Origin of the sequence: Aminobacterium sp. MB27-C1, assembly GCF_030908405.1 — a bacterium.
In the GTDB taxonomy this organism is placed as follows: Bacteria; Synergistota; Synergistia; order Synergistales; family Aminobacteriaceae; genus Aminobacterium.
The window spans coordinates 456159-482266 of the sequence record NZ_CP133089.1 but is presented as its reverse complement, the minus strand read 5'-3'; the positions used below and the strand labels follow the sequence as shown (position 1 = coordinate 482266).

28 protein-coding genes and 3 tRNA genes are annotated in these 26108 nt (G+C 41.1%); all 31 read right to left on the bottom strand.

The window, feature by feature from the left end; translation table 11 throughout:
* Position 1: 1 nt before the first annotated feature.
* Positions 2-1252 carry a hypothetical protein gene (locus tag RBH88_RS02305; RefSeq protein WP_213691002.1) on the bottom strand — a complete coding sequence of 417 codons (1251 nt, stop codon included), beginning with the start codon at positions 1250-1252 and terminating at the stop codon, positions 2-4.
* Entirely contained in the window at positions 1239-2975 is a 1737-nt protein-coding gene (locus tag RBH88_RS02300; RefSeq protein WP_213691003.1) for an outer membrane protein assembly factor, read from the bottom strand. The genes RBH88_RS02305 and RBH88_RS02300 overlap by 14 nt, the downstream gene beginning before the upstream one ends.
* Positions 2976-3008: 33 nt before the next feature.
* On the bottom strand, positions 3009-3644 hold the full coding sequence (locus RBH88_RS02295; protein WP_213691004.1) for a hypothetical protein: 636 nt from the start codon (positions 3642-3644) through the stop codon (positions 3009-3011).
* Positions 3645-3707: 63 nt separating this feature from the next.
* Complete coding sequence (locus RBH88_RS02290; protein WP_213691005.1) at positions 3708-4298, bottom strand: sigma-70 family RNA polymerase sigma factor; 591 nt, start codon at positions 4296-4298, stop codon at positions 3708-3710.
* A gap of 63 nt (positions 4299-4361) precedes the next feature.
* Positions 4362-5015, bottom strand: a complete 654-nt coding sequence (gene cobC / locus RBH88_RS02285; RefSeq protein WP_213699660.1) for an alpha-ribazole phosphatase — start codon at positions 5013-5015, stop codon at positions 4362-4364.
* A 156-nt stretch (positions 5016-5171) separates the two neighbouring features.
* Positions 5172-5247, bottom strand: a tRNA-Thr gene (locus RBH88_RS02280).
* Between the two features lie 14 nt (positions 5248-5261).
* A tRNA-Glu gene (locus RBH88_RS02275) sits at positions 5262-5337 on the bottom strand.
* Between the two features lie 4 nt (positions 5338-5341).
* Positions 5342-5417, bottom strand: a tRNA-Lys gene (locus RBH88_RS02270).
* A gap of 81 nt (positions 5418-5498) precedes the next feature.
* Positions 5499-6893: an argininosuccinate lyase gene (gene argH / locus RBH88_RS02265; RefSeq protein ID WP_213695911.1), complete on the bottom strand. Its 1395-nt coding sequence runs from the start codon at positions 6891-6893 to the stop codon at positions 5499-5501.
* Complete coding sequence (locus RBH88_RS02260; RefSeq protein ID WP_307879822.1) at positions 6874-7506, bottom strand: DUF501 domain-containing protein; 633 nt, start codon at positions 7504-7506, stop codon at positions 6874-6876. Before RBH88_RS02260 ends, argH begins: the two co-directional genes overlap by 20 nt.
* Positions 7503-7922, bottom strand: a complete 420-nt coding sequence (locus tag RBH88_RS02255; RefSeq protein WP_213691361.1) for a S1 RNA-binding domain-containing protein — start codon at positions 7920-7922, stop codon at positions 7503-7505. Before RBH88_RS02255 ends, RBH88_RS02260 begins: the two co-directional genes overlap by 4 nt.
* A 105-nt stretch (positions 7923-8027) precedes the next feature.
* A complete protein-coding gene (locus RBH88_RS02250; protein WP_307879821.1) occupies positions 8028-8660 on the bottom strand; it encodes a hypothetical protein in 633 nt (210 codons plus the stop codon).
* A complete protein-coding gene (locus tag RBH88_RS02245; RefSeq protein ID WP_213691363.1) occupies positions 8641-9192 on the bottom strand; it encodes a hypothetical protein in 552 nt (183 codons plus the stop codon). Before RBH88_RS02245 ends, RBH88_RS02250 begins: the two co-directional genes overlap by 20 nt.
* A gap of 26 nt (positions 9193-9218) precedes the next feature.
* Entirely contained in the window at positions 9219-9518 is a 300-nt protein-coding gene (locus RBH88_RS02240; RefSeq protein WP_213691364.1) for a hypothetical protein, read from the bottom strand.
* A 24-nt stretch (positions 9519-9542) separates the two neighbouring features.
* The gene (locus RBH88_RS02235; RefSeq protein ID WP_213691365.1) at positions 9543-11138 is read right to left on the bottom strand and encodes a DUF342 domain-containing protein; all 1596 of its coding nucleotides are present in this window, start codon (positions 11136-11138) and stop codon (positions 9543-9545) included.
* Positions 11139-11152: 14 nt separating this feature from the next.
* On the bottom strand, positions 11153-11896 hold the full coding sequence (locus RBH88_RS02230; protein WP_213691366.1) for a sigma-70 family RNA polymerase sigma factor: 744 nt from the start codon (positions 11894-11896) through the stop codon (positions 11153-11155).
* Positions 11897-11915: 19 nt separating this feature from the next.
* Positions 11916-13022, bottom strand: a complete 1107-nt coding sequence (locus RBH88_RS02225) for a hypothetical protein (protein WP_213691367.1) — start codon at positions 13020-13022, stop codon at positions 11916-11918.
* Positions 13023-13035: 13 nt separating this feature from the next.
* On the bottom strand, positions 13036-13524 hold the full coding sequence (locus RBH88_RS02220) for a chemotaxis protein CheD (protein WP_213691368.1): 489 nt from the start codon (positions 13522-13524) through the stop codon (positions 13036-13038).
* 3 nt (positions 13525-13527) lie between these two features.
* On the bottom strand, positions 13528-14157 hold the full coding sequence (locus RBH88_RS02215; protein WP_213691369.1) for a chemotaxis protein CheC: 630 nt from the start codon (positions 14155-14157) through the stop codon (positions 13528-13530).
* Positions 14158-14178: 21 nt separating this feature from the next.
* Positions 14179-16212, bottom strand: a complete 2034-nt coding sequence (locus RBH88_RS02210) for a chemotaxis protein CheA (protein WP_213691370.1) — start codon at positions 16210-16212, stop codon at positions 14179-14181.
* A gap of 46 nt (positions 16213-16258) precedes the next feature.
* Entirely contained in the window at positions 16259-17314 is a 1056-nt protein-coding gene (locus tag RBH88_RS02205; protein WP_307879820.1) for a chemotaxis response regulator protein-glutamate methylesterase, read from the bottom strand.
* Positions 17315-17325: 11 nt separating this feature from the next.
* Positions 17326-17994 carry a flagellar brake protein gene (locus tag RBH88_RS02200; RefSeq protein WP_213691372.1) on the bottom strand — a complete coding sequence of 223 codons (669 nt, stop codon included), beginning with the start codon at positions 17992-17994 and terminating at the stop codon, positions 17326-17328.
* The gene (locus tag RBH88_RS02195) at positions 17994-18911 is read right to left on the bottom strand and encodes a MinD/ParA family protein (RefSeq protein ID WP_213691373.1); all 918 of its coding nucleotides are present in this window, start codon (positions 18909-18911) and stop codon (positions 17994-17996) included. The genes RBH88_RS02200 and RBH88_RS02195 overlap by 1 nt, the downstream gene beginning before the upstream one ends.
* Positions 18904-20199: a flagellar biosynthesis protein FlhF gene (gene flhF / locus RBH88_RS02190; RefSeq protein WP_213695745.1), complete on the bottom strand. Its 1296-nt coding sequence runs from the start codon at positions 20197-20199 to the stop codon at positions 18904-18906. The genes RBH88_RS02195 and flhF overlap by 8 nt, the downstream gene beginning before the upstream one ends.
* A gap of 3 nt (positions 20200-20202) precedes the next feature.
* Positions 20203-22269, bottom strand: coding sequence for a flagellar biosynthesis protein FlhA (gene flhA / locus RBH88_RS02185; RefSeq protein ID WP_374047604.1), 2067 nt, complete (start codon positions 22267-22269; stop codon positions 20203-20205).
* 78 nt (positions 22270-22347) lie between these two features.
* Positions 22348-23481, bottom strand: a complete 1134-nt coding sequence (gene flhB, locus RBH88_RS02180) for a flagellar biosynthesis protein FlhB (protein ID WP_213695747.1) — start codon at positions 23479-23481, stop codon at positions 22348-22350.
* The gene (locus RBH88_RS02175; protein ID WP_213691061.1) at positions 23472-24257 is read right to left on the bottom strand and encodes a flagellar biosynthetic protein FliR; all 786 of its coding nucleotides are present in this window, start codon (positions 24255-24257) and stop codon (positions 23472-23474) included. The genes flhB and RBH88_RS02175 overlap by 10 nt, the downstream gene beginning before the upstream one ends.
* Entirely contained in the window at positions 24254-24523 is a 270-nt protein-coding gene (fliQ, locus tag RBH88_RS02170; protein WP_213691062.1) for a flagellar biosynthesis protein FliQ, read from the bottom strand. Before fliQ ends, RBH88_RS02175 begins: the two co-directional genes overlap by 4 nt.
* 18 nt (positions 24524-24541) lie before the next feature.
* Positions 24542-25324, bottom strand: coding sequence for a flagellar type III secretion system pore protein FliP (gene fliP, locus RBH88_RS02165; protein WP_213691063.1), 783 nt, complete (start codon positions 25322-25324; stop codon positions 24542-24544).
* Positions 25302-25694: a hypothetical protein gene (locus RBH88_RS02160; protein ID WP_213691064.1), complete on the bottom strand. Its 393-nt coding sequence runs from the start codon at positions 25692-25694 to the stop codon at positions 25302-25304. The genes fliP and RBH88_RS02160 overlap by 23 nt, the downstream gene beginning before the upstream one ends.
* 17 nt (positions 25695-25711) lie before the next feature.
* Positions 25712-26074: a response regulator gene (locus RBH88_RS02155; protein ID WP_213691065.1), complete on the bottom strand. Its 363-nt coding sequence runs from the start codon at positions 26072-26074 to the stop codon at positions 25712-25714.
* Positions 26075-26108 lie beyond the last annotated feature (34 nt).

Genomic DNA, 26108 nt, shown 5'->3' with positions numbered 1-26108 from the left:
CCTACAAATTTCCGACCGCGCGGATACTCCATTGATCATCATCGCGCTCATCATAATGCAATTCAATGGATAAGAACTCATTTATACGATAGCCTATACCCATGTTGCTTTTACTATTTTCACTATATCGCCACCATACATAGGGCTGTTTAACGTGACCAGTAAACCAAAATCGCCACCATAGTTCTTCTCCTGGATAAGCAATTTCGGCTCCTAGCAATATGCGGGAATGAATCTTCCATCGGGCTCCCCAACGACTTTCAAGATCAAAATCGTTAGTTGAAAGTATCCATTCACCGTAAAGTTCCACATTCCATCCGCTCATAGGTAAAGCTTTACGTCCGACATGAAGCCCCAATTCCGGATACCTATCGTCCGTTCCTCCGTAAGCAGCAGCCCATGCCTGAATCGTATATCGAGAGCTTTCTACTCGCGCATCAGCACGAGAAATTTGAGACGGTCGAAACGAAACGTCCACTTTTGCTTTAGAATTTTCGATGATATTTCTATCAGCAAGAGATTGCTCTGCCAATATCTCAATATCTCTCTTGTGGTAATCAACCCAATTTACAGGTAATCCAATAACAGGAAAAAGTCCCGACTGCAAATTATCTTTCAAATCTGTTTGAAAAGCAACAGGCAACGACCCTGACTGAACTGAAGGAGTAACGGCCAGAACTAAAGGTTGTTCAGGAACAAAGGAAATTCTTAAAACTGGAGAGTTCGCACCTTCTGCCAATTCGACAAGAATTGAAATATCCCAGCCAGGAACATGTTCTTTCGTTATCGCCTCTATTTCCCGCCTCAAAGCCATATCTGCCCACGCTAATGCACTAACAGGTACATTCTCCAAACATATATGAACAAGATCAGGGAACTGTCTCGTATCATCTTTAAACCACGTATTGGCTGGAAAAGGAAGAGAGGGATTGTTCAATTCGATACGCCACTGGGGAAAATCCTCCGCCAGAGCCCTAACAATTACATCACCATCAGAATAGTGAGGCGTTTCAATAGTATATCCTGAAAGCAACCTATTCCCAACAAGAACCAACATAGAAAAACGCTCAGCAAGCGGTATGGTTCTATCCATTTCATTCCAAACCGCATTGAGGCTTTTTTCAGCACTTTCAGCCATCCATTTCGGCATTCCCTCAATACGAACAGCCCCGTACAAGGGGAAAGAAATAAAAAGCAGGGTTGCAGCCAAAAAGAGAGCGGCTACAACCCTTTTTTCTTTAGAAAAGTTCACCGAACCCAAAGTGAGTCTTATTTTCCTCGTCTCCCTTAGCATAATCAAGTCGCAGATTACCTATAGGGGTTTTTACTCTTACACCGACCCCCCAGGAATCGTGAAGATCAGAAAGACTGAAGTTTTTATCATCTCTCCAAGCGTTTCCTGCATCGTAAAAGAGGACAAAGCCAAAAGCATTTTCTATGGGAAGTCGTGCCTCCACATTTGCTAAAAACATTTCGTCTCCTTCAAACTCTCCACCATCATATCCACGCAAAGAGTTAGATCCTCCAATGGAGAAACGTTCAGCAGATGGGAGGGTTCCAGAGGAAAAACCAGCTTTTATACGAGCTGCCAAAATTGGAGGATTATCTTCTTTCCCCAAATTCATATCCAAGAAATCGTTAAGTCCTAAAAGAGGAACATAATATCGTCCTTGCAACCAGTATTTAGTATAGGTCCAGTCAGCTCCCAAGAAATCCAAGGCGTGTTCAACGTTTAAGTCTATAACATCACCTTTGGGATAGCTCAAGTATTCATCAAGGGTGCTTCTTGTCAATGTTCCAATAGCGGCAAAGGTTGTACCCTTTGTCAAATCATCAATATCTTCCTGTGTACCTAAAGAAGTTTTTTTAATGTTATAAACATCTACATCATGCCAATCAAGAGTTAGGAACCAACTCAAACGAGGATCGTGGGTAAATTTTTTACCGGCACCGAAATAAAATCCCACTCGCTCCTCATCGTATTCAAGACGTTTATCTCCACTGCGATAGTAACCGCGCTCTTCCCAAACTCGCTTATAAGCGCCAACTTTCCACGAATAGTGCGTTTCATCCATATACGGCTCTATGTATGTCAACCAATACTGTTCGTTGTCACCAGTTTCAAAACCAATCTCGGCCTTATGCCCTCTACCCTTCCAGTTTATATCTCCGTAAGAGAGTCCCCCGGACCATCCACTTTCTGTACCATGACTAATGGAAAGCCCTACTGAAGCCGTCTTTTTTTCTTCAACCGTCACAACTATATTAGTAGCGAGAGGTGTGTCTCCCGGTTCAAATCCGACATTTACATCTTCAAAATATCCAAGTTGCTGTAACTTATTAATTGAATGGCGAAGTACTGTAGCGTTAAAAAGATCTCCCTTTTTAACCTTTATTTGGCGTTCAATTACATAACGTTTCGTCTTCGTATTTCCCTGAATAATAATATCCCCAACGATAGGTTCCATAATCTGAACGTTTATAATACCATTTTCTACCTGGACATCAGCAACTCTCATCATTACGTAGCCATCTTTTTGATACTTTTCCTGAATTCTTTCTAGATCATGCCTAAAAAAGACACGATTGAAGACAGTTCCCGGGGTCGTAAAAACCAGTTTCATCAAATCTTCATCGCTATAGATGGTATTTCCAGAAATCTCAATCTTTTCTATAACTGGATTTTCTTTCACTACATATGTAACAGCAACACCACCTGCTTCAGGTGTAAGTTCAACATCCACAAAAGAAAAGAATCCTAATTCATAAATGGCTTCCACATCTTTTTGAAGTTGCTCTCGATTCAAAGTCTCTCCAATCTTGGTTCCTACGGTCGAAAGAATATGTTCTGATACTACATGTTCATTTCCTTTAACATTTCTAGAAACTACCTGGAGATCTTGTGCCCAACCTCCCTGAATCATAAAAAACATAAAAAGGAAACATATTATTGAAATAAGTACTGGCCGTTTCACACGTAATCTCTCCTTCCAGGAAGGTGAAGTTTTTTACTGCCGATTTATAATTATAGCAGGTCCTTGTTCACGTAATGCACTTTGCCCTATTTGGAGCAACGTTAAAAGTCGTTCTAGAGTTTCGTTTGCATTACCAACTTGTTGATCTTCTTTTGCCACACTCTTTTTGTTCTGGAGTTCTTTTTTTTCTATTGGCATTTCCTTAGCTTGTTTTACGTCTGTCGTCATCGCAACTGAAGATATAGGTAGAGAATCTCGTTCATTTTTATATCCTTCCTCTCTGTTACGTAACGCTTCAATATTACTTTCGCTCAGGCTTTTACGTAAACCAGCTAATACCGCCCGTTCATCTGAAGTAACCCATTCTAAGGAAAACTCTTTTTTTGCTACATACTTTTGGGAATCATTACTTTGAGAAACAGACAAAGGAACAGACAAAACACAGAGGAAAAGAACAGTAAGAGTGGCAACACGACTTAACACCACTATCCCCTTGTTCTTTTGCTCTTGACCTTGTGTTTCAGCTAGTTGCCAAAGCTCTTTCCTAGCTTCTTCCAACTCAGCTCTGGCGCATTCCATTTCCGTCAAGGCATTATGCCACGATTTGCTTTTTGTGGCATACATACATCTCTCAAGCCATCGCATAACTCGGCTAATACGCTTTTCCACAACAGATCACTCCTGGAAGGGTACCTTTTCTTTCTACATACCTTCTCTAATAGTTATCACCTATTACGCTTTTTTAGTGGTATGATCAGGAAAAATCCAACTCTTAAGACGAGCTATAGCGCTGCGTTTAAGCCTATATACATGACTTACATCAATCCCTTGATCTTTTGCTACTTCTTTTGCCTCATGCCCCTTGAAAAACATCTCCGAAACCACTTCTGCTTCCCGATTAGGAAGCTTTTCTATTTCTTGAGACAACGTAAGAAATAAATCGTATGAATCACAAGAGAAATCGTCTGATATACACATTTCCTCATCGTCGACAGGAAGGGGAGCCTTAGCCTCGCTACGTTGTAAATAATTAACCATTTGCCCCTTAATACGGTAAAAAGCATATGTCGTAAATTTAAGTTGACGCTCAGGTTCGAATTTATCAACTGCCTTAATAAGGGCAACCATACCCTCCTGGACTAAATCTGGATAGATAGACGGAGAAACATGAAATTTTTGAGCAAGCCAAAAAACGAGGGGTCTATAAGATACTATCAATTCTTCACGGGCACAATCGTCTGTGCGGCAGGAAGCCCAGAGTTCTTTTTCCCTTTCTGGAGAAAGTCGTACTTCGTCCTGCTTCTTTTCATAATCTACACTCAACCCTATCCCCCCTTATAGCGCAAACAAAACTATGAAAATTCTATCAGTTTGGCTTACGATTGTCTAAGAAGAAAGAGGTATATAACGAATAAATTCTTTAGGTACGTAAAGATGAGTCGCATCATTTAAAAATGCCAGCATTATCGTACTTTGAAAAACATGCACCGAAGAGATCGAACAATTATCAAGGCGCATGTGCCATACTAATGAGGAATTCACTTTTAACAAATCAACAAGAGCCGTGCGAATTGCTCCCCCATGGGCAACAACCATTATTTGTTCTTCATCTCTTTGTAAGATTTCTTCAAGGACACTCGCTACCCTTAAACGAACGGCCTCAAAAGATTCACCATCCCCAGGAATCACTGTAGAAGGATCTTTTCTCCATTGATCATGTTCATCGGGAAAACGTTTTTTTACCTCGGAGACAGTAAGACCTTCCCATTTCCCAAAACCAATTTCCTTTAAATCCTCACGTACAAGAATTTGGTCTTTTTTCTGCCGCATCGCAATAATTTCCGCTGTTCTATGAGCACGACACAGAGGGCTTGTTACTATAAGGTCAGCTTGAAAACACGAGCATAAACGAAGAGAGAGACGATCGGCTTGTTCCAATCCTTCTGCGTTAAGAGGAACATCACTTTGCCCTTGATACCGCATTTCATTATTCCAATCAGTTTGTCCGTGGCGAATAAATAATATCTGTTTCAAAACCATTCACAATCTCCTTTACTAGCGCATTCTCTGCAATTATATCGTGCCTTCGCATATTATGCAGAATTCATCATTTTTCAAATGGAATAATAAAAGAGGCCTTGCGCTTTTCCTTTCAGAAAGAAAAACACAAAGCCTCTCGCTTTTCATTTATTAAGCTGGAGCCGGCGGGCGGACTCGAACCGCCGACCTGCGCATTACGAGTGCGCTGCTCTACCAACTGAGCTACACCGGCAGAGTAAACTAAAATGGCGGTCCCAACGGGATTTGAACCCGTGTCGCAGCCTTGAAAGGGCTGTGTCCTAGACCTCTGGACGATGGGACCGCGATGGTGAGCCGTGTGGGAGTCGAACCCACGACGCCCGGATTAAAAGTCCGGTGCTCTACCAACTGAGCTAACGGCTCTTGCCCCGGCTAGTTACCGCCGTTACGCAAGGGTTTATTCTACAGAAAAAACGCAGCAAGTCAAGCCCCTTTTAAAATATTTCAGGATTCTGGACTGTACTTACTTTTTTCTGAGGAAAGCCAATGGTATCCATTGTCAATTTGCTTCTCGACACTATCAAAGGATGTGCCACCGTATGTCTTGCGTCTACTCACACTTGCTTTCAATGAAAGAAGAGGCATAATATCTTCTTCCACCTCCGGTATGATAGCTTGCCATTCTGACAAAGATAGATCAAAAAGTGATCGTTCATTATCCACACAATAACGAACAAGCTGTCCCGCTTTCCAATGGGCATCTCTAAAAGGAATACCTTTCCTAACAAGATATTCCGCAACATCCGTAGCAAGAACCATCCCATTTTCCATTTTCGAAGTAGCTTTTCGTTCATCTACATCTACATGAGATAAAAAATCAGGTAATATACCCACCATAGAAAGGATAACTGAAAGCGAAGCTAAAAGTCCTCGTTTATCTTCTTGCAAATCGCGATTATATGTTAAAGGTAAGCCCTTAAGCATAATGAGCATATCAACTAAATGCCCAACTACTTGCCCAACCCGACCTCGTGTAAGCTCAAGCACATCGGGATTTTTCTTTTGTGGCATCATGCTTGACCCTGTACAATATGCGTCTGGAAGTTTAAGCCACCCAAATTCCTGGCTGTTATAAATTATAAAATCTTCTGCGAGTCTGCTGCAATGTACGGCAAAAACTGCCGCAAAATAATGGTAATCTAGCAAGTAGTCTCTATGGGCGACAGAATCCAGACTATTTTCTGTCGGCCTTTTAAAACCGAGGGCCGACGCTGTATTAAAACGATCCAGAGCAAGCGTAGATCCGGCTAAAGCTCCTGCACCCAGAGGGCAATCATCAAGAGCATCCAAAGCTGCCTGTAGATGGATCATATCACGTCGAAAGGCTTGAAAGTGAGACATCCAATATTGTCCCATACTTATTGGCTGGGCCTGCTGCAAATGAGTATATCCTGGGATGATAATATCACGGTGAGCGTAGGCTTTTTTAAGAATAGTTTCAAGAAGAATGCACATTCCCTTATGTATTAATTTCAATCTGTTGCGTAAATAAAGACGTAAAGTAGTAGCAATCTGATCGTTTCGACTTCGCCCAGTATGAAGTTTCGCTCCCAGTGGGCCTAATATTTCTATGAGTCGATGTTCAATATTCATATGTACATCTTCCAACTCAATAGAAGGAGTAAAGCATCCATCTTCTATCTCTTTCAAAATCAAGGAAAGCCCTTCTTCTATCTTTTGACCTTCCTCTGAAGAAAGGATTCCAACAGATACTAGCATCTTGGCGTGAGCAAGACTTCCCTTAATATCAAAAGGAGCCAGGCACCAATCAAGGTCAAGAGATTGTGTGTAATTTAATACGATTTCTGCCGTCTGTTCACTAAAACGTCCCTTCCACATCAAGTACCCCTCCCCTGGCAATACATGAATAATCGTTAGGTGTTTTACAGTCTGTCATTTCTATATGTTGGCGAAACCATTCCTCTGCTGGATGCGTTCCGAGAGCCAACCAAGAAGCAACGTGAAGATGAAGGCATTTCACTGTAAAAGAGTTCTTATTTTGAATTCCCCCGACCCCACCTTGAGTAATGGCTCTCCATAATTCAGGACGTCTTTTTTGGAAATAACGCTTCTCAGACGAAGAAAGCAAGGCTAAACGTACATTAATGTGCTGGATATGATATGAAATCCAACGGCGAAGAGAAACGTTCTTTTGAAGGTACTCTTCTAATCTACTCACTCCGTGTTGGGATTCTAGCTCTCCGCACTTGGCAACCAAATAAGGACAGGTGAGCCAAAAAGAAGTTGGAAAGGGCGTTTTTTTATAAAAAGGCCGACAATATAAAACTTGAGGGGCTCCCCAACAACAGCGACACGCAACAGATGCAACAATTTTCTGTTGAAACTTACGAGAAACCATTTGACGCTTTACTACATCCATATCCTTTTTTGCAAAAAACCAATACAGGCCAGGGGAGCTTAAGCTCCCCTGGCCTGTTATCATATCGATCATTTACTTTTTTTACTCCGTTTTTTATTGGCTTTTGCGTTGTTTAGTTTGCTATTCAAATCGGCTATTTTTTGATCGCTGACTTTTAGAAAGTTAGATAACTTTTTTTCAAAGCTATCTTCTGTTTCCTTGGGAGCGGAAGACGCAACAGAAGGTGGCTCTTCCATCTTCTTAAGAGAAAGGTCAATTCGATTTTTTTCATCAATCTTGATTACTTTCGCCTTAATCTTTTGCTTGAGCTCAAGAACATCTTCCACTTTCTTAACATAACTATAAGAGAGCTCCGAAATGTGAATCATCGCTCTCTGTCCTGTCGAAAGACGTACAAAAGCGCCATAAGGCATGATCTGCTCCACTTCACATTCGACCGTATCCCCTACATGTACAGGAGCTTGGTCACTCCTCTTTTCTTCTACCATCAGTTTTTCTACCCTCCAGAAGGCTAATATGAAAGGCCTTTTTAAAAAGTCTGCCTCTATCTCTAAATGGCAATGATAATTCTAACAAATGTTCAATGTCTAGGTCTATTTTTTAAAATTAGACATTTCGTGAGGAAGATCATGCCACTCCCAGACGAGGCCTCCATTCTTTCCCAGACGGCTAAATAACACCAAACTCTGAGAGAAAAAAGACCTGCTCTGGGAATTATACCAAATTAGCAGTGTTCCAGTCTCTTTATTCAAAACACTTTTCACTAAAGCTTTTTCTATTATAGGAGAAAACAACGCCAAAAAAGCATGTCCATCTTTTCGTGGTTTTAACAAATGTGAGGAGGAGCGGTTTTCTCGAGTCTGTGGTAATGCACGCATGATCTGAATTCCACTTTTTATAGTAACCTTATTCATTCTAGTTTTAAAAGAATGAACTCTTGTTAAGAAAGAAGAAAGCACCACACTATGCACCTGCACGTCATTTTTTAAAAGAGATAACGTACTCACATACGGTTCATGTCGAGTTCCATTTTCCAATAAAGAAAGGGTTGAAACATGCACCTCAGAAAGAATTTTATGAATAGGAAGACTTCTATAAAGGCTAAAAACTTGGAACATTTTAGAGTTTGATTGTAAATGCCGAACTTTTACTCGACCAAGGAAGAGCCGTAATAAAACCTCCTTGAAGTTGTAAAAACGTTGCTCATCAATTTGTTTGTTCATCATCAATAACTTTCAACGCCTTCTCTATTCTCGAAAAAGGTTCGGAAAGTTCCATTGTTTTTGCCACTTCTACAAGGAAAGAAGCTACACTATCAATTTCTGAGGAATACTCTTCTGAAAGACGCAAACGGAGAGGTGATCCCATGGCATCAGCTTGAAGTATAAAAACACCATTTTCTGGCTGGGGCTCAACGTCACCTGTTTGTTCAAGAAAGGGGCGAGAGGTGACAGACAAAGTAAGTGTCGGAATTTTACTTAACTTTCTTAAAGGAACAAGCAAAGAATCATTGCGACAAATCCACACACCTGGTTTTACCTCTATAGAATCAAGTAAGTTGCTTAAAATCAATTCCTCTTTAAGATACACATCTAAAGCCCCTCCATAGAGAATCTGTTCTATGCGGGTCGGCTTTATTGGATCAGTATAACGGAAATCAAGGGGAATGCCTCGAAAATCAGTAACTAAGGCCACTCCACGATAAATGCCGTTGTTTTCTTCAATAAGAATATAACCTATTTGATTATTTGTTATCATAACAGCCATCCTTCCGTGAGAAAAAATCACGCATAAAGATCAAAGTTTTTATTCTGGGACGTTTGGCTTTCTGACTTTTTCTTATGATTCGAACCAGATTGACGCTCTTTTTTAGATCTTTCTTCCTTTTCCTTTTTGCGCCCTGTTTTTTCTCCTTCTGACGCATTATCTCCTGCTTGAACAACTTGCTCCTTTTGTATAGCAGCCGAAACTATCTCTCCTTGCTGACCAGCAAGGGCTGCAGGGCTATTGTTTCCTCTGATAGATTGGGTGTTTTGTTCAACGTTCCAATGGGCCAACTGTAAATGCACTGGATTTACAACCATCCTGGCATTCCCCCCAGACCTTTTTTAATAGTCGTAAGGTTTTATTCGAACTTCACCAGCTTCGTAGACAAAAGCAACAAACCGCTGTTCTTCACGCACTATATGTCGAACACCTCGTATAGTGACAGAAACCCCAGGGTAACAAATTCCCTTCACTCGAACAGCTCCATGAGCTCGACTTGCTTCAATGCTAGACTCGACACTTTCTAGCTCTTGGATGCACTTTGAAAGTTGAGACTGCACTTGAAACTTCGCTTTTGTAAGAGATATGAGCAACTCTCGTTTAGGTCGATCAAGTTCTCCTGCCGACTCTATTTTTTTAAGAAAATTCAAATTTGTCTCTACCTTGGTGGCTTTTTCTTGAAGCTCACCTTTAAGAGCCTGAAGTTCTCGCCTTTTTTCATTATATTCAGGCAAGACACCAACAACGACTTCTGTTTTGGTTCCCATCTCACTTCCAAGATGCAAACAAACTACTTCTATTCCGGCCTGAACTTTTCCACCTGCTATCTGAGCTTTGGATCCTTCTTGCACTATAACGGAATTATTCGCTGAAACATCACTATGCAAAATTGCATTTTTTATTCTTACCGTGCCCTTAGATATGACTGTACATTGATCGATAAAATTAGCAGCTATATCCCCATCAGCTTCTATTTTTGCCTTTCCCATGCCCCGAACTCCGCCAGAAAGTGAAATATTACCACCACTAGAAAGATACGCTCCTTCAACAACTCCTTGTACGTCTACGTCACCTGAAGAAACGATCTCAAACCCTTCTCTCACCGCTCCTTTAACTGAAACTGCTCCAATAAAATTGATATTACCTACACTATAATCAACGTCACCTTCGACGTTAAAAACCGGAACAACGTTCAGTTTGCCATTAGCTAAAACGAGATGACCATCTATTGCAGAATAAAGAGAGAGCGCGTCTTCCGAAACAACAGTTCCCTTGCCAGAAGGTAAAGAACGATCTCTCCCTGCTTTTGCTACAAGGGGTATGCCTCGAACAGTCATTCCATTCTTTCCCTCTGTCGGAGAAGTCTTTGTTGCGAGAAGTTGATTTTTTAGAACAATAGTTATAGAATTCACGTTTTTATAATCAATGCGATCTTTTTCATCTGCAATCACGGGTTTAGCTTGTCCAAACTGAATGGCAAAATCTATCTCTGCATCTTTCCCATTAATTGCCGGTTCCCCTTTGGCAACGACAATCCAATCCTCAACTCTTTTGGAATCTATGACTTGTCGCAATGCAGAATCTTTAATTCCAAACGTAACGCCTTTATCTTCAAGTATTTTTTTCAGATCTTCCACTGTAGGCCAGGGCTTTTCCCCAGAAGGTGGGAAAATTCTTATCTCGGCTGTTAAAGAATCAGAACTGATTTGTACTTCCACAACGGCATCGCGTTCTTCTTCCGCCTCGCGTTCTGCAACTTTAAAGGGTTCTAACGATTTTTCTTTAAGGAAAGTGTTAATTTTATCTCCATCGTAATTATTCACGCCGTTTTTTTTGAGTATATCAACAACATCTTTAAGTGATGGTTCACTTTCGGATACCATCGATATATATACTCCATCTTCACGAAATTCCAGATGTAAAGGTACCTCTTCCATAATTAGAGCCCCCCTCACTTAGCCTGAAGCATCCCCCGTAATGCTACCAAAGCCTTTCCGTGTAACTGGGATACTCTTGATTCAGTAACTCCTAAGACACTTCCAATTTCTTTCAGCGTCAATCCTTCATAATAATAAAAAGCTATAACTTGTTGCTCCCGCTCAGGCAACTTTTGTAGAGCGTGTGCAACTTTATCTACTTCCTCAGAATCTTCAAGCAACGCGAGCGCCGATGGCGACTCGTCAGCAAGAAGCCCCTCACGGGTTACATCTCCATCATCCAAAGCCATAACTTCATCAAGAGATACAATATAACTTCGACTTGCGAGTTCAAGTGTTTCCCTATATGTTTTTTCGTCCATTTCAAGCTCATTCATGAGCACACTATCTTTAATGGTTCCTTGTTCTTGCAAAATTTTATCCATAGCACGGTTCAATTTTTGCAACTTCTCTCTTCCCGTTCTAGAAATCCAATCGTACTTGCGGAGTTCGTCTAAAATAGCTCCGCGGATTCTCGGAACAGCAAATGTTTCAAAAACAACGCCTTTTTCAAGATCAAAGCGATCAATTGCATCAAGGAGACCGAAAACTCCAAAACTCAACAAATCTTCATAATCAAGGCCGGGAGGAGGAGACACAGCCATTCTACCTGCCACATACTTAACGAGAGGAAGATAACGTTTAACAACTTCCTCCCTGATAGCTTCGGTATGATTGTTTACATAACGGTTCCAAAGTTCCTTGTCCCTTGATTTCATCCCCAAATGCAACAACCTTTCATCGCAAGAAAATATAGACAAGCCATAACAATAAAAGAGAGCCACCTATCCAAACTAAAAGCCTTAACGGGAAAGGTGAAATCTTTTCCATCGAATGTTCAGATTCTACTCGTACTTTTATATCTCCAGACACACGTACAAGTCCTTGTACTCCTTCAGAAATTGCAATTTTTGCCAAAACAAGGCCTGTGGGAAGTTTTTCTACTGACCGAACGGGAAAAACAGGCTTCTCGCTTGTTTGCTCTAAGGTTCTTTTGATAAATCCAGAAAGGCCGGTATCTTCGAAAGAAACCCAAATACAATCATTCTCCACAAGTTCTGAAGCAGCTTTCCCCCGAACTGGATCAACAAAAGGATTACAAGAAATCTGGATTCCACCTTCACCGATAACATTCGTAGTTGTTTTTTCTTCTTTTTCTTCTTTCTTTTCTTCTTGGCCCAAACCGGACAATTCCAAGCGAGCTTTATTGAACCGCTCTACCGATATTTGCATTTCAATTTCTGTTCTGAAAGCTTCTTTGAGCTGTTCATGCAATACGTCTTCTATCTGTTTTTCGCCTTTATCTTGTGAAAAGATAAGATTCAGTTGTGTGGGTGTCATGAGATCGCGTACTATACTGCGAAGCTTGTTCCAAAGAACTTTTTCAAAGTGGGCACGCAGATCGGGACCTCTTAAGTCTATTAACGCTTTCCGTACAGATTCCCAACTGGCATTTACACTAAACCTTTCTGGAAATCCTTTACTGGAAACCCAATAACTTTCATCAAAGATATCACCAGATGTTCCTTCACATAAGAGGCAAAAAGCACCGCCAACATCTCCCCTTTTGCGAGAATCAAAACGAACTTTCACAGCAAGAAACTTAGGGGAAAGCGATTTAAGAAGGGTTAAAAGCTCTTTAGGATTTTCATTAACTGTAGACATAATAGCAGACAAAGATTTAGAAGTGCAATGAAAGAGAGAACATAGCTCTTCTTCTATTTCAAGGGGAAGTTTAGGCTCGTCTATTCCAATTTCTCCTGTTTTCTCCAATTCGTTTGTTTCTTCCATTTTTCTTGATTCATCCACTTCCATTATTTCTCCCGTCTTATCCAATGCTTCCACCTCTCTCCCCCCTTTATATTTCTTTTTTCCCTTGCCCTAGGGTTTTAACACTAAGCATCCATGTTTCCGTAGAAAACTCCACGCTTCTACCTTTATTTCCTCCAGTATCAGAATCCATTATCTTAATGCCATACTTATTTAGCCACGCCGTTGTTTGCTGAATATTTCGACTTCCAACAGCGAGAAAATCAGACTGAGAGCCCGGTATAGCAAACATCTGAGCCCCTCCTGCAAATTTTGCTTTAAGCCTAGACTTTAAAGCTCCTTTTTTACATACAGCATCAATGAGCGTAGGAACCGCCGTATTGGCGAATTTCCCTGGCTTATCTACAGGAGCACCTTCCCTGCTTTCAGGAAGCATTATATGAGCCATTCCAGCTACCTTTGCGACAGAATCAAAAATCACGAGACCTATACAAGACCCTAATCCTAAGGTTACAAGTGTATCCGGCGCTGTTATGACAATGAGATCAGCCATGCCAACATGAAAAGTATTCGCCATTGTTTACATAACCCCCAGTTTCTCCAGCAGTCCCTCTAGAGAACCGGGGTCAGGAATCATTATCACATTTCCTTGCACATCAAGATCTGATTCTCCAACACTGAGGGTCGTATTAACTACAAGGGCTACATCTCCTGTTTGTCCGAAAATAGAAATGACGACATCCAAAACCGCAGCCAACATGTCATGAGCTACTCCGGGAACCGATATGTTGTATGTACTGCCTACGAACATGTTTATTGCATTCAAGAAAGAACTCAAAATAATATTGCCAACCTCTGATAGTGCACTGTCTCTCATTTCCTCAGGAAGAGAGGATACATCCATTCCTCCACCAAATTGTTTTGTAATAAGCAAATCCACAAGGGACTGAGCGTTCTCTTCCTCTTGTATAAAAATAAGACTGCATGGGAAATCTCCATGAGATCTGACAAAAACAGCGGCGACAAGACTCATTGCCGGCCCATAATGTTCCCCCAACTCATAAATTGAAATAAGCTCTGCTTTAGGGACATCCATTTCCACAGGTTTTTCCAGAAGTTTCGATAAGGCCGTCGCGGCATTACCAGCTCCGATATTTCCAACTTCCCGGATAGCGTCAAGTTGCAAGTGACTGAAACTGTCTAAATTCATCGCCCTTTAATCCCCCTAGCTCTACCTCGCGCAGAGAGAGGCTACGTCAAGTATTAAAGCAACATTTCCGTCTCCCAATATTGTCGCTCCAGCTATTCCTTTTGTTTTAGATAGGAATTTTCCTAAAGATTTAATGACAATCTCTTGTTGTCCTATTAATTCGCTAACGATCATACCGACCTTGTTTCTCCCCGCTTTAACAACAACTACGGGATACTCTTCCTGACCATCGTCCTCAACGGAAGTCCCCAAAATTGAGGCCAGATCAGACAGTGGAAGAACATCCCCTCGCAAAAGAGTAGCAGGTATTCCGTGCATAGTTTTGATATCATTTTTATGTACAAGAATTGTCTCTTCTACATTTTCAAGGGAGATAGCATAAATCTCATTTTCCACTTTAACAAGCAAAGCAAGAACAATGGCAAGAGTTAACGGTAATCGTACAAGAACACGTGTTCCCTTCCCATGCTCACTTGCCACCTCAAATTGACCGCCAAGAGATTCAACCTTTGTTTTTACTGCGTCCATACCTACACCACGACCAGAGATGTCGGTAACTGCATCGGAAGTGCTGAAACCAGGCAAAAAGACAAGTTGCACAAGCTCTTCTTCTGTCATTTCAGAACTTTGTTCCGGCGTAATTAGAGCTTTTTCAAGGGCCTTCTTACGTACCTTATCAGTATCGATACCATGTCCATCGTCATCGACCTCGATAATAACACCGCTACCTTCCTGATAGGCAGAAATACAGATTGTTCCAGTTGCCTCTTTACCGTTTTTAAGTCGCGCTTCAGGCAACTCGATACCATGATCTATGGAATTACGAATAAGATGAACAAGTGGGTCGCCAATTTCATCTATTACTGTACGATCAAGTTCTGTATCTTGACCTTCTATTCGGAGATCTATCTTCTTTTTCATTGTTTTGGATAAATCCCTTACTAATCTTGGGAAACGATCAAAAATGAAGGAAACAGGCACCATCCGAAGCTTGGTAACCATCTCTTGAATATCGCTAGAAATACGACCAAGCTGAGATAGAGGTTCATCAAACTCTCTCAAACGTGCCTCTTGAACAAGACGCTCTATACGAGCCCGGCCAATAACCAATTCTCCGACAAGATTCATTAGTTTATCGAGACGTCCGATATCTACACGAACCGTTTGACTGCTTTTTTTATGATTAGCCGACTTCGAAACATTATTTCCATTCTTTTCAGAATGAAGAGCTTTATTTTCAGAAGAAACTTCGTTCTGTGAGGCATGATCTTGATCCACAGAGTTTTCGTTTTTTTCTCTTTCCACTTGAGGAGCGCCAACATGCTCTATTTCTATTTTTTCTATCTCACTAATGCGAGAAACAGCTTCTTCTATCTTATCCTGAGAGCTATGTGTAGCAATGTACACTTCAAAAGATCTATCAAATTTTTCATTTTCAAGATCGTCTACAGGAGGTGTTGTTTTAATAATGTCTCCCATTTCTTCTAAACGATTTACAACCATATATGCTCGAGCCGCCTTCAGGAGGCATTCTTGCGTCAGAAAAACCTTGACTTTAAAAACATCCATACCAAGGCTACTTGCTTCATGTATCCATTCTTCTTCATGAGATTCTAAACCAGCTGGTTTGCTATCACTGCCAAGAAAAGTATCTTTTTGTGGTTCATCAGAAATAGCTTCTCGTAAAGCCTGAACAAGTTCATCTATAGAAATAGACGTATCATTTCCATCATTCCGAATAGCGTCTACCATAGATTGAAGAGTATCAAGAGATTTAAAAAGTAAGTCGATATCGTTACTTTTTAACGTATTTTCACCCTTACGAACCTTATCTAAACGATCTTCAAGAGCATGGGTCAGAGACGACATTCTTTCAAATCCCATCGTTGCAGACATTCCTTTTAACGTATGAGCAGATCGAAAGATTTCGTTTATAACTTCCATGTCTTCCTGATTTTTCTCTACAGCAAGTAGAAGATCATCAAGATGCAAAAGATTATCAGAAGCCTCATCAAGGAAAGCGCCTAAATATTGACTCAGATCCATTCCAGCCATGATACATCATCTCCAACCTCAAAATTCACTCTAATTAAACTTTATCCTAATTATTCACATACCTTAAAATAGCTGTTGATATCGAAGTTAAAGGTACCGTTTCATCTACTATTCCAGCCTCTACAGCCGCTCTGGGCATCCCATAAACGACGCAAGATTCTTGTGCTTCAGCAATAACATAAGCACCCTTTTTCTTTAGCATTGTTGCGCCATCTGTTCCATCTCGCCCCATTCCAGTTAATATAACAGAGAGCACCTTCCCTCCCACTTCATCAGCTAAGCTCATAAACAAAACATTCGCAGACGGCTTTACAGATAAAACAGGAGGCATATCGGAAAGCCCACAAAATAATCTTTTATCTTTGTCTCTTTTGACAATTAAATGGGCCCCTCCTGGAGCAATAGCAGCCATACCAGCCTGAAGAGGAGCTTTGTCATATGCCTCTATGACTGTAAGCTGCGACACAGAATCAAGACGTTTGGCAAAAGAAGGCGTAAAATCCTTAGGCATATGCTGAACAACCACTATAGGTAATGGGAAATCGCCAGGCAATTGAGATAACACATATTGCAACGCCCTCGGACCGCCGGTAGATGCGGCTATAGCTACAATAACAGGCGGCTCACTTTTTATAATTTTCGCTGGTCGTATTTGTTGCTCTATCTGTTGCGTTATATATGCTGTTGGTTCTTTTAAAACCGATGGGGTTACAGAGCCTGCAGCTACCACTTTTGCAATAAGCTCTTCACCAACGACATTCATATCAAGAGAAATATGGCCTGAAGGTTTCGTAACATAATCAAAAGCACCTAAAGATAAGGCCTGCAATGTTGCTTGTGCTCCTTCTTGAGTTAAACTACTTACCATAATAACAGGTCTTGGGAACTGTTTCATTATTATTTTTAATGTTTGTAATCCATCTAGTTTCGGCATTTCAATATCGAGAGTAACTACGTCTGGATTCAATTCTTTAATTTTTTCCAGAGCATCCTCCCCGTCTCTCGCAACGCCTACAACCTCTATCTGAGGATGGGAAGTCAATATATCCCTTATTATCTTTCTCATAAAAGAAGAATCATCTACGACTAAGACTTTTATCATAATATGCTCACCTAACGATTAATAAGTTCTTGTTGACGAATAAAATTTCCTAAACTTTTTTCTGCCGAAATAGGCAAAATATCAAAAGAGACCCCAACCTCACATCGACCGTCGCGTTCTTGATTCCTCATTATAGAAACAGGGACTAAAAACTCTGTTTCGGGAAGAAAGAGACGGCAAAGATATCGTCTTTTATTTTCAAAAAGATGTTTCTTAGAAATATCCAACAAAAAACCGCAGCCCCCCAAACTTATATCTTTCGCGGTAACAGCGATTTTTTCCTCTCTTGCTGTTTTAAATTGTTCTGCTTCCTGGAGCAAAAACATCTCCATTTTCATAATACAAGGAACACGAACAAAACGTCTTCTTTGTAGTTTGATTACCTCGCCATGCGGCTCTACCCAAAGTAACGGTATTTGTTCTGCAATGGAGCTTCGAACAATAAAAGCTGCAACTTCATATAGTGAGCCCTCTATCTCTATCTGTAAAACTATTTCGAGACTTCTATGTATTGGTAACAAGGCCCCCTTTAGCATGGGATGAGCCACAGCTATCTGATTCTTACGAATATCTTCAAGTCTGGAAGGATAACGTCCCTTATACAATCCAGCCCTAATATCTACAAAAACTTTCTTCCCTATTTCTTTATCAAGAAGAGAAAGAAAATGAGTTAAATCCATCAAGGCTCCATCTCCATTGTGCGTAATCCTCGAGCAAGTCTCAAGAAAAATGCTTTTAATCCTCTCCCCGCTGTCTCCTGTTTTGCCCCCGTTAACCGCGAGGCTATTTCGCGGAAAGAATAAGATGCCACCGAATTCGGGAATTCTCTCAACAATGGCCTTTGAGAACATATCGCTTTCTTTAAATGACGATCTATTGGAACAAATCCATCATAATCAACGTTTAAACTTAAAAAACGCGAAGAGACTTTTTGCATTCTTTCTGCTGTTTCTCCCGCTTCTACTGCATTATCTGCCATATTTACAACAAGATGCATATCAGCCTTGCTCTTTGACTCTATAGCTAAAATCTTCATTATTCCATAAGCATCACGAACCGACGTAGGTTCTGGCGTTGTAACCACCACAACAGAATCAGCGGCAAGAGCGAAAGAAAGTACATCTTTATGTATTCCTGCTCCCGTATCAATAATGAGATAGTCAGCCATAAGATCAAGAGTAGTAAGTTGCTCTAAAATTTTCAAAAAAATGTCTTCATTTGCCTCTGCCATTTCACGGACTCCACTACCGCCTGGAATAACCCATACCCTATCATCAAGCTCGATCAATATTTCTCTTATTTCCCTCGACCCACGTATAACGTGAGCAAGAGAATAACGAGGAACTAACCCTAGCATAAGGTCAACGTTGGCCATCCCCATGTCCGCATCCAATAAAACCACTGAAAAGCCCAGATCGGCTATTGCAAGAGCAAGATTAACAGAGAGGCTGCTCTTACCTACCCCTCCTTTACCGCTGACAATAGCCATAGAACGAGTATTTCTAAATACTTTCTTCTCAAAACTCCTATTTTTTTCTACTAAACTTCTAAGCGTCTTTGCCTGATCGGCAACTGGGAGCCCCTCTCCATTACGCACGAGAATAGTCCTCTTCCGTCAAAAAAAGGTCTACAATCTTCTGAGCATCTGCAACCTCAATATCATTAGGAACATTTTGTCCTGTAGTAAGAAAGGATGCTGGAAGCTTTTTCGAAAGCAGCACGTTAAGTAAACCACCATAGGAACTTGTCTCATCGATTTTTGTAAAAAGCATATGGGTTAAAGGTAAACTTCCCATTCTTCCTACTACGTCAAGCATATCCTTATCTTTCATATTTGAAGCGAGTACGAGGTGAAGAGCATCAGGTTTAAAGGCTTCGTAAAGTCTTTTAGCCTCTTCGAGTCGTTCAGAATCTTTTTGATTTCTCCCTGCCGTATCAAGTAATATAAGGTCAGCCTTGCTATGTTTTTTCAATACAGTATCAATTTCTTCTATCTCAAAAATAACCTCAATGGGAACCCCAAGGATTTTCGCATATGTTCGTAACTGTTCTACCGCAGCTATACGATAGGTATCTGATGTTAGTAACAATACATTTTTTCGCTCCCAAAGAGCATGTATGGCAGCTATTTTGGCAATTGTCGTCGTTTTGCCCACGCCTGTAGGGCCTACAAACATTACTTTTTTCCCGCCAATTGCTTTCGTCGGAACTTTTGCTGCAACTGGAACCTGATCTTTAAGCCAAAGACAAAACTGATCCTGAGGAAGTTTTTCTTCCAAAAACTTTTCTTGAAGTTTTTGAGCTATATCTGGTAATAAGCCTTTTTCTATAAGAGAACCTGTTAGATCAGAAGAAACAGAAACAGCAATGTTTGTTTTTTTGTTTTTCTCGACACCACTCTCCGCCACAACTGATTTGGGATGAGACTCAATAACTGCATGTTGAGGCTTCTCATCCAGACGTTCCAAAACTTTATCCAGTTTTTCATATATGCGCGCTACTTCTTGTTCTAAATCTTTAGTTTTTCCCTTCTCCTCCTGAGGCTTTGCTAAAGCCAAACTTTGAGATGAAAAAGAAACTTCATCTTTTACATCCTCAGTAATCCGCTCTGAAATTGTCGGAGACGCCGATGTTTTTTTAGAATCAAGAAGACGCTGAAATGCTACTAGTCGATCTCGCGATGCTTCTCGCTGATCTGCTTCATCTTCTTCAAGAAGACCAGCAGTAACAACAAGAATATCTTTTCTGAAAAGCCCTAAAAAACCTCCGGCTTTGGCAGGACGAGTGGAAAGAATTACCGCATCCCGCCCTAAGCGTTCACTGGCAATTCGTATTGCTTCTGCATCATTCTTAGCTTCAAAAGATATCTGCTGAACTACGCGCATTTATCACTCCACCATCCCCACAGATTTTAATTGCATTCTCTGGGATATTTCATTATAGGATACAACATAAAGTCCAGGCAATGATCCCTCGAGAATTCTTCTTACTATAAGACGCACATCTGGATGTACCAATAAAACAGGAAGATGCCCCTCCATGGCCATTTTTTCAACCATTTTTGCTACGGCCGCGGTAAGCCCCTGAATATCTTGAGGACTCATATTGAGTTGCCACCCCTGCAGCAGGTCTCCTTCCAGGCCATCTTTGATTTTCTGCTCCCATACAGGGGAAAGTGTAGACACTGTAGCAACACCTTCCTCTCCCTGTATTTTCAAAGATATAATGCGAGAAAGAGACTCTCTTACACGTTCGGTTAAATAATCTACACTTCTCGTTATTCGACCATTATCTGCCAAGGCCTCAAAAATTGTTACCAAATCTCTAATTGGAATCTGTTCACGAACAAGATTTTGCAACACTTTCTGAACTTCACCTAATGAAAGGACTCCCATCATTTCTTCTACTACAGCAGGAGAATTTTCTTTTACAAGATCCGTAAGTTTCTGAACCTCTTGTCGCGTAATAAGTTCGCTGCCATAACGTTTAATAATTTCAGACAGATGTGTGGCAAGAACCGATGGCGCATCGACAACAGTATATCCCATGGATTCAGCCTTATCTCTCAGTTCAGGAGAAATCCATGTAGCTTGTAAACCGAAGGCAGGTTCAACTGTTGGAACCCCCACAATTTCTTCCTCTGCGTTCCCTGTATTCATGGCTAAGTACTGATCCGGCAAAAGTTCTCCCTTACCTGTTTCAGCGCCTCTGACACGTATGACATACTCGGAAGGTTTAAGTTGAATATTATCTCTTATACGAATGGGTGGAACAACAAGACCAAATTCCAAAGCCATCTGTTTGCGAATAGTGCCAATTCTATCAAGCATATCTCCTCCTTGTGAAGGATCGACAAGGGGGATTATTGCATACCCTATCTCTATTTCCATGGGGTCAACAGTCAAAAGTTGCATTACATCTTCTGGAGAAGCAGGCGCTACAGGTTGAGCAGATGTTCCGCTACCTGCACTCTTCGTTGCTCCCTCTCGTGAACCAGATGGAGTGTGAGCCGCAGAAGAACCAGCTCCCTCTGATGATTCTATTTCCTGAACTTTTCCTTCTCTGTAAACCCAATACCCCATCAAAGCAAGAAATATTCCGAGGACAAGAAAGGGTATTGTGGGTAATCCCGGAATGAACGCTAAAGCAAAAAGCAAACCAGAGCCAATGAAAAGCGGGCGTGAATATTTAGTAAGAGATATAAATATATCTCGCCCCAAATTTGTTTCGCCAGCAGCTCTGGTTACAATAACTCCAGTTGCTGTTGAGAACAGAAGGGCTGGTATTTGGGAAACAAGACCATCACCAACAGTGAGGAGGCTATAAATAGCACCAGCTTCCCCTAAGGTAAGTCCTCGTTGAAGAACTCCTATGGCGAGGCCACCAATAATATTGATTATCGTAATAATAAGCCCCGCTATTGCATCACCTTTTACGAATTTTGAAGCTCCATCCATAGCTCCATAGAAGTCTGCTTCCCGCTGAATATCTTTACGTCGCGTACGAGCAACATTCTCATCTATAAGGCCAGCATTTAAATCTGCATCAATTGCCATCTGCTTTCCTGGCATAGCATCAAGAGTAAATCGAGCAGCAACCTCCGCAACACGTTCAGAACCTTTCGTAATAACTATAAACTGGATGATAACCAAAATAAGGAAAACAACTCCACCAACAACATAGTTACCACCTACAACAAAATTTCCGAAAGCACTGATAACTTTTCCCGCATCTGCCCGCAAAAGAATGAGTCGAGTAGTGGAAACATTGAGGGCTAATCTGAACAAGGTAACGATAAGAAGCATCGTAGGAAATGCTGCTAAATCGAGAGCTCTATTGACATAAAAGGTGGAAAGCAACATAACGACTCCCAACGTTATATTAGAAGCGAGAAGGATATCGAGAAGCCATGTTGGGACAGGAATAATCATCATGGCCACTATCATAATGACCATAATAGCCAACCCTAAGTCGGAATAAAGAAGGAGTCGTTTCAAAAAAGATCGTTGTAAGGTCGTTTCTGCCACTTAGGCTCATCCTCTCAAATAATTTCTGTTTTTTTCCTTTTTTGTAGATTTACCTCTCTTGAGTTTGTAAACAAAAGCAAGAACTTCTGCCACAGCTTTGTACAATTTTTCGGGAACCTCTTCTCCAATATCTATAGCATCATAGAGAGCCCACGCCAACGGTTTATTTTCTACAATGGGAACTTCGTTTTCTTCTGCTAGCTCCCTTATCTTTTGTGCTATAAACCCCTTCCCCTTTGCAACAACAACAGGTGCTTCCATCACTGATTTATCATACTCTAGAGCTATAGCTAACGTTGTTGGGTTTGTAATAACCACATCGGCTTTTGGAACAGATGACATCATTCTGCTCCTTGCCAACTCTCTCTGTTTCTGACGAATTTTTCCCCTTAACTGGGGATCCCCTTCTGTTTGTTTGTACTCTTCCTTTATTTCCTGACGACTCATACGAATAGAACGTTCGTGCTCCCATCTCTGATAAAGATAGTCAAAAATAGCGATTGCAAACAATAAAAAGGCTAATTTTAAGCATAAACGCCATATCTTATAAAAAACCAAAGCAAGTCCCTGATCTATTGGGAACTGCAAAACTCCTGCAATCTCTCGAATATCCTTCTTCAAGGCAGTGTAAATAACAATGCCAAAAAGGGTTGCTTTGAAAAGTCCCTTCACAAGCTCCACCAAAGACCTCAACGAAACGATCTTCTTTAATCCTGAAACAGGATTAAAGCGATCCGGCTTAGGTATAAGAGGCTTCGGAGTCAAAACCAAACCAACCTGTGCAACAGTAACGATAAAGGCTGCCAAAGCAGCAACTCCTCCCAAGGGAAGAACAACTATTGCAAGTGTCTTTAAAGCGCGTATCCACAAAATGTGCTGCCAACCTTGTGCTTTCATGGATGGGCTTGCCATAAAAGCTACAGTATCTCGAATATAAAATAAAAGAATGTCCCAAAAAAAAGTACCGAAAAGAAAAAGAGCAATAAGACCAACAAGAATAACGACAGATGCTCCAAGATCCTGACTTTTAGCGACACGCCCTTCTTCCCTTTCTCGTCTTCGTTTACGAGGGCTCGCAGGTTCAGTTCGCTCTTCTGCAAAAAACTGTAAATCGTAAAAGCTACTCTTTTCTATTTCCATACCATGACACTCTTCATTGCCAATTCTATATATTTTGTCAAATTCGCTGATACTAGATCAACTGTTAAAGGCAAAACTATCATTAAAAGGAAGAGGCCCAAACCTATTTTCAAAGGAAGTCCTAATATAAAGATATTCATCTGAGGAACAGTGCGAGCTAAGAAGCCTAACCCGATATCGGCGAGAAGGAGAGCTCCGTAAAAGGGCAAAACCATTCTGACAGCGATAACAAAAAGCTGTTGAATCCAAACCGCTATTCCCATATCGGCTGGAATAAACAAAAAGAGTTTTCCTACTGGAATTAATTTTAAACTTTCTACAATGGATTGTACCAGAAGTAGATGGCCATTCCAGTAAAAAAAGAACCATAAACCGACCAAAAATTTTAATTGGCCAAGAATAGAACTTTGTTCCTCACTTAAAGGATCAAGAAGACTTACCATCGCTAGGCCCATTACATTACCAACCAATTCACCCGCTACTTGCAATGCATAAAGAGGCAATGCCGACAAAAATCCCAGAGCAACGCCTATTAAAAATTCACGTGCACCAGCTAAAACAATTGGCATCCACCCTGAAAAAAGAGTGGCAGGAACAGATAAATCAGCACTTCCTACAGCCGCTATCGATATTAAAATTGCTGCCCAGAAACGAACAGGCAACGGCATGGAGGAAGCCAAGAAAACAGGGGATGAAAATATCATTCCCACAAACCGAAGTCCAACCACCATATAAACTATAAGGACTTGAGAAATAACAAAATTATCAGCCGTCATTGCACAAATTTCTCTAGTTGCCCCAACAGAAATTGTGTCAATTCACCTATACGACCAAACATCCAGGGGCCAAACAACACAAGAGCTACAAGAACAGCTACGATCTTCGGAATGAAAATAAGTGTCTGTTCCTGAATAGATGTTGCCGTTTGCAAAATACCTATAATAAGCCCCACAATCATGGCAACGAGAAGAACAGGCAGAGAGGTAAGGAGAGTTACCCAAACACAATGACTCAATACGTCGTACATACTAAATGTGTTCATGTATGCGCACCTTCCTCCCTACGAAAAACTCTTAAATATACTCATAACAACCAAATCCCAACCATCAGCCATAACAAAAAGGAGTATCTTAAAGGGTAGGGAGATCATCATAGGAGGCAACATAATCATGCCCATACTCATAAGGACACTTGCTACGATCATATCGACAACTATGAATGGAATAAATATTACGACTCCCATCTGAAAAGCTGTTTTAAGCTCGCTGAGCATAAAGGCGGGTAACAAAAGACGAGTCGGTACATCGTCTGCATTTTGAGGACGTTCCATTTTAGCCATCCGAACCATGAGCGAAAGCTCTTCTTCTCGTGTATATTTCAACATAAATTGACGAACCGGAGCCACTGTATTCTGCCAAGCTTGTGCAGATTGTATTTCTCCTGCCATGTATGGAGCCAAAGCCGTGTCGTAAATTTGGCTCCATGTAGGAGTCATAATGAAAAGGGTCATAAAAAGAGCTAATGTAACAAGCACCTGATTCGGAGGAGTCTGTTGCAGTCCAAGGGCGCGGCGTACGAACCCCAAAACAACAAGAATACGAGTAAAACTTGTAAGCATGAGCATAATTGCCGGAGCTAGGCTCAATACAGTCAAAAGAGCTAAAATCTGCAATGTGAGGGCCACATCTTGAGGTGATTCAGCAGCTCGAACACCCAACTGTAAAGCTGGAAGAGGAATAGACGGAGCTTCTGCACACAATGCAGCTGAAGGAACTACGAATGCTGCAAAAAGAAATATAGCGACTATAAGTATCAATAAATCAGTTACATTTTTTTTCACCATTCACGTCTCCCTGAAGCCAATCTTCTTTCCGCCATTTTCCTACAACCTTAGAATTATTCCCCCCAGATAACAATGCTATAACATCTGGACCACACTGAATAATGTAAAGCATTTCGCGACCAAGTCGCAACGCAGCTATAACTTTCACATTGTGGCTTTCTCTTACCGCAATGGATGGACGAATATACCGAATTAAAATATACGAGATACCGACCAAAAGGCAAAGAGCCAACATAACCCGTATAAAGTAAGTCGTAAGTCCTGACGTAGAGGTTGCAGCCTCCGACGGTGTCTGAATGACAAAAACGAAAAACCCAGCCAGTAACGCTGAAAAGCGACTGCCTGGGATAATTTTTAAAAAATTAACCATTACTCTGACCTTGAAATTTAGGCTAGGGCCTTGCTTAAAGCCTCCACCACTCTATCTGGTTGAAAAGGCTTCACTATAAAGTCAACAGCGCCGGCCTGTATTGCCTCTATAACCATAGGCTGCTGCCCCATAGCACTAACCATTATAATTTTAGCCTGAGAATCAAGAGCTTTAATAGCTTTTACAGCATCAATGCCGTTCATTTCGGGCATTGTTATATCCATTGTTACAATGTCAGGATGAAGCTTCTGATAAGCCGCCACGGCAACTTTACCATTTTCTGCTTCTCCAACAACCTCAAAGCTATTTTTTGAAAGAATATCTTTTAACATCATCCTCATAAAGGCGGCATCATCAACTATTAACACACTTTTTCCCATTCCTGCACCCCTCACTTGTCAAACTCGAAATGAC

Excerpts from the sequence above, each read along its gene's own strand:
- RBH88_RS02210 (WP_213691370.1), bottom strand. The coding sequence starts at position 16,212 with ATGGCTGGAATGGATCTGAGTCAATATTTAGGCGCTTTCCTTGATGAG.
- flhF (WP_213695745.1), bottom strand. The coding sequence starts at position 20,199 with ATGCGCGTAGTTCAGCAGATATCTTTTGAAGCTAAGAATGATGCAGAA.
- RBH88_RS02200 (WP_213691372.1), bottom strand. The coding sequence starts at position 17,994 with ATGGATTTAACTCATTTTCTTTCTCTTCTTGATAAAGAAATAGGGAAG.
- flhB (WP_213695747.1), bottom strand. The coding sequence starts at position 23,481 with ATGGAAATAGAAAAGAGTAGCTTTTACGATTTACAGTTTTTTGCAGAA.
- RBH88_RS02235 (WP_213691365.1), bottom strand. The coding sequence starts at position 11,138 with ATGGAAGAGGTACCTTTACATCTGGAATTTCGTGAAGATGGAGTATAT.
- RBH88_RS02220 (WP_213691368.1), bottom strand. The coding sequence starts at position 13,524 with ATGGCGAATACTTTTCATGTTGGCATGGCTGATCTCATTGTCATAACA.
- RBH88_RS02160 (WP_213691064.1), bottom strand. The coding sequence starts at position 25,694 with ATGGTTAATTTTTTAAAAATTATCCCAGGCAGTCGCTTTTCAGCGTTA.
- RBH88_RS02230 (WP_213691366.1), bottom strand. The coding sequence starts at position 11,896 with ATGAAATCAAGGGACAAGGAACTTTGGAACCGTTATGTAAACAATCAT.
- RBH88_RS02205 (WP_307879820.1), bottom strand. The coding sequence starts at position 17,314 with ATGATAAAAGTCTTAGTCGTAGATGATTCTTCTTTTATGAGAAAGATA.
- fliQ (WP_213691062.1), bottom strand. The coding sequence starts at position 24,523 with ATGAACACATTTAGTATGTACGACGTATTGAGTCATTGTGTTTGGGTA.
- flhA (WP_374047604.1), bottom strand. The coding sequence starts at position 22,269 with ATGGTCATTATGATAGTGGCCATGATGATTATTCCTGTCCCAACATGG.
- RBH88_RS02255 (WP_213691361.1), bottom strand. The coding sequence starts at position 7,922 with ATGGTAGAAGAAAAGAGGAGTGACCAAGCTCCTGTACATGTAGGGGAT.
- RBH88_RS02260 (WP_307879822.1), bottom strand. The coding sequence starts at position 7,506 with ATGATCGATATGATAACAGGCCAGGGGAGCTTAAGCTCCCCTGGCCTG.
- argH (WP_213695911.1), bottom strand. The coding sequence starts at position 6,893 with ATGTGGAAGGGACGTTTTAGTGAACAGACGGCAGAAATCGTATTAAAT.
- RBH88_RS02250 (WP_307879821.1), bottom strand. The coding sequence starts at position 8,660 with ATGATGAACAAACAAATTGATGAGCAACGTTTTTACAACTTCAAGGAG.
- RBH88_RS02155 (WP_213691065.1), bottom strand. The coding sequence starts at position 26,074 with ATGGGAAAAAGTGTGTTAATAGTTGATGATGCCGCCTTTATGAGGATG.
- RBH88_RS02175 (WP_213691061.1), bottom strand. The coding sequence starts at position 24,257 with ATGACGGCTGATAATTTTGTTATTTCTCAAGTCCTTATAGTTTATATG.
- cobC (WP_213699660.1), bottom strand. The coding sequence starts at position 5,015 with ATGGTTTTGAAACAGATATTATTTATTCGCCACGGACAAACTGATTGG.
- RBH88_RS02240 (WP_213691364.1), bottom strand. The coding sequence starts at position 9,518 with ATGGTTGTAAATCCAGTGCATTTACAGTTGGCCCATTGGAACGTTGAA.
- fliP (WP_213691063.1), bottom strand. The coding sequence starts at position 25,324 with ATGGTGAAAAAAAATGTAACTGATTTATTGATACTTATAGTCGCTATA.
- RBH88_RS02215 (WP_213691369.1), bottom strand. The coding sequence starts at position 14,157 with ATGAATTTAGACAGTTTCAGTCACTTGCAACTTGACGCTATCCGGGAA.
- RBH88_RS02245 (WP_213691363.1), bottom strand. The coding sequence starts at position 9,192 with ATGATAACAAATAATCAAATAGGTTATATTCTTATTGAAGAAAACAAC.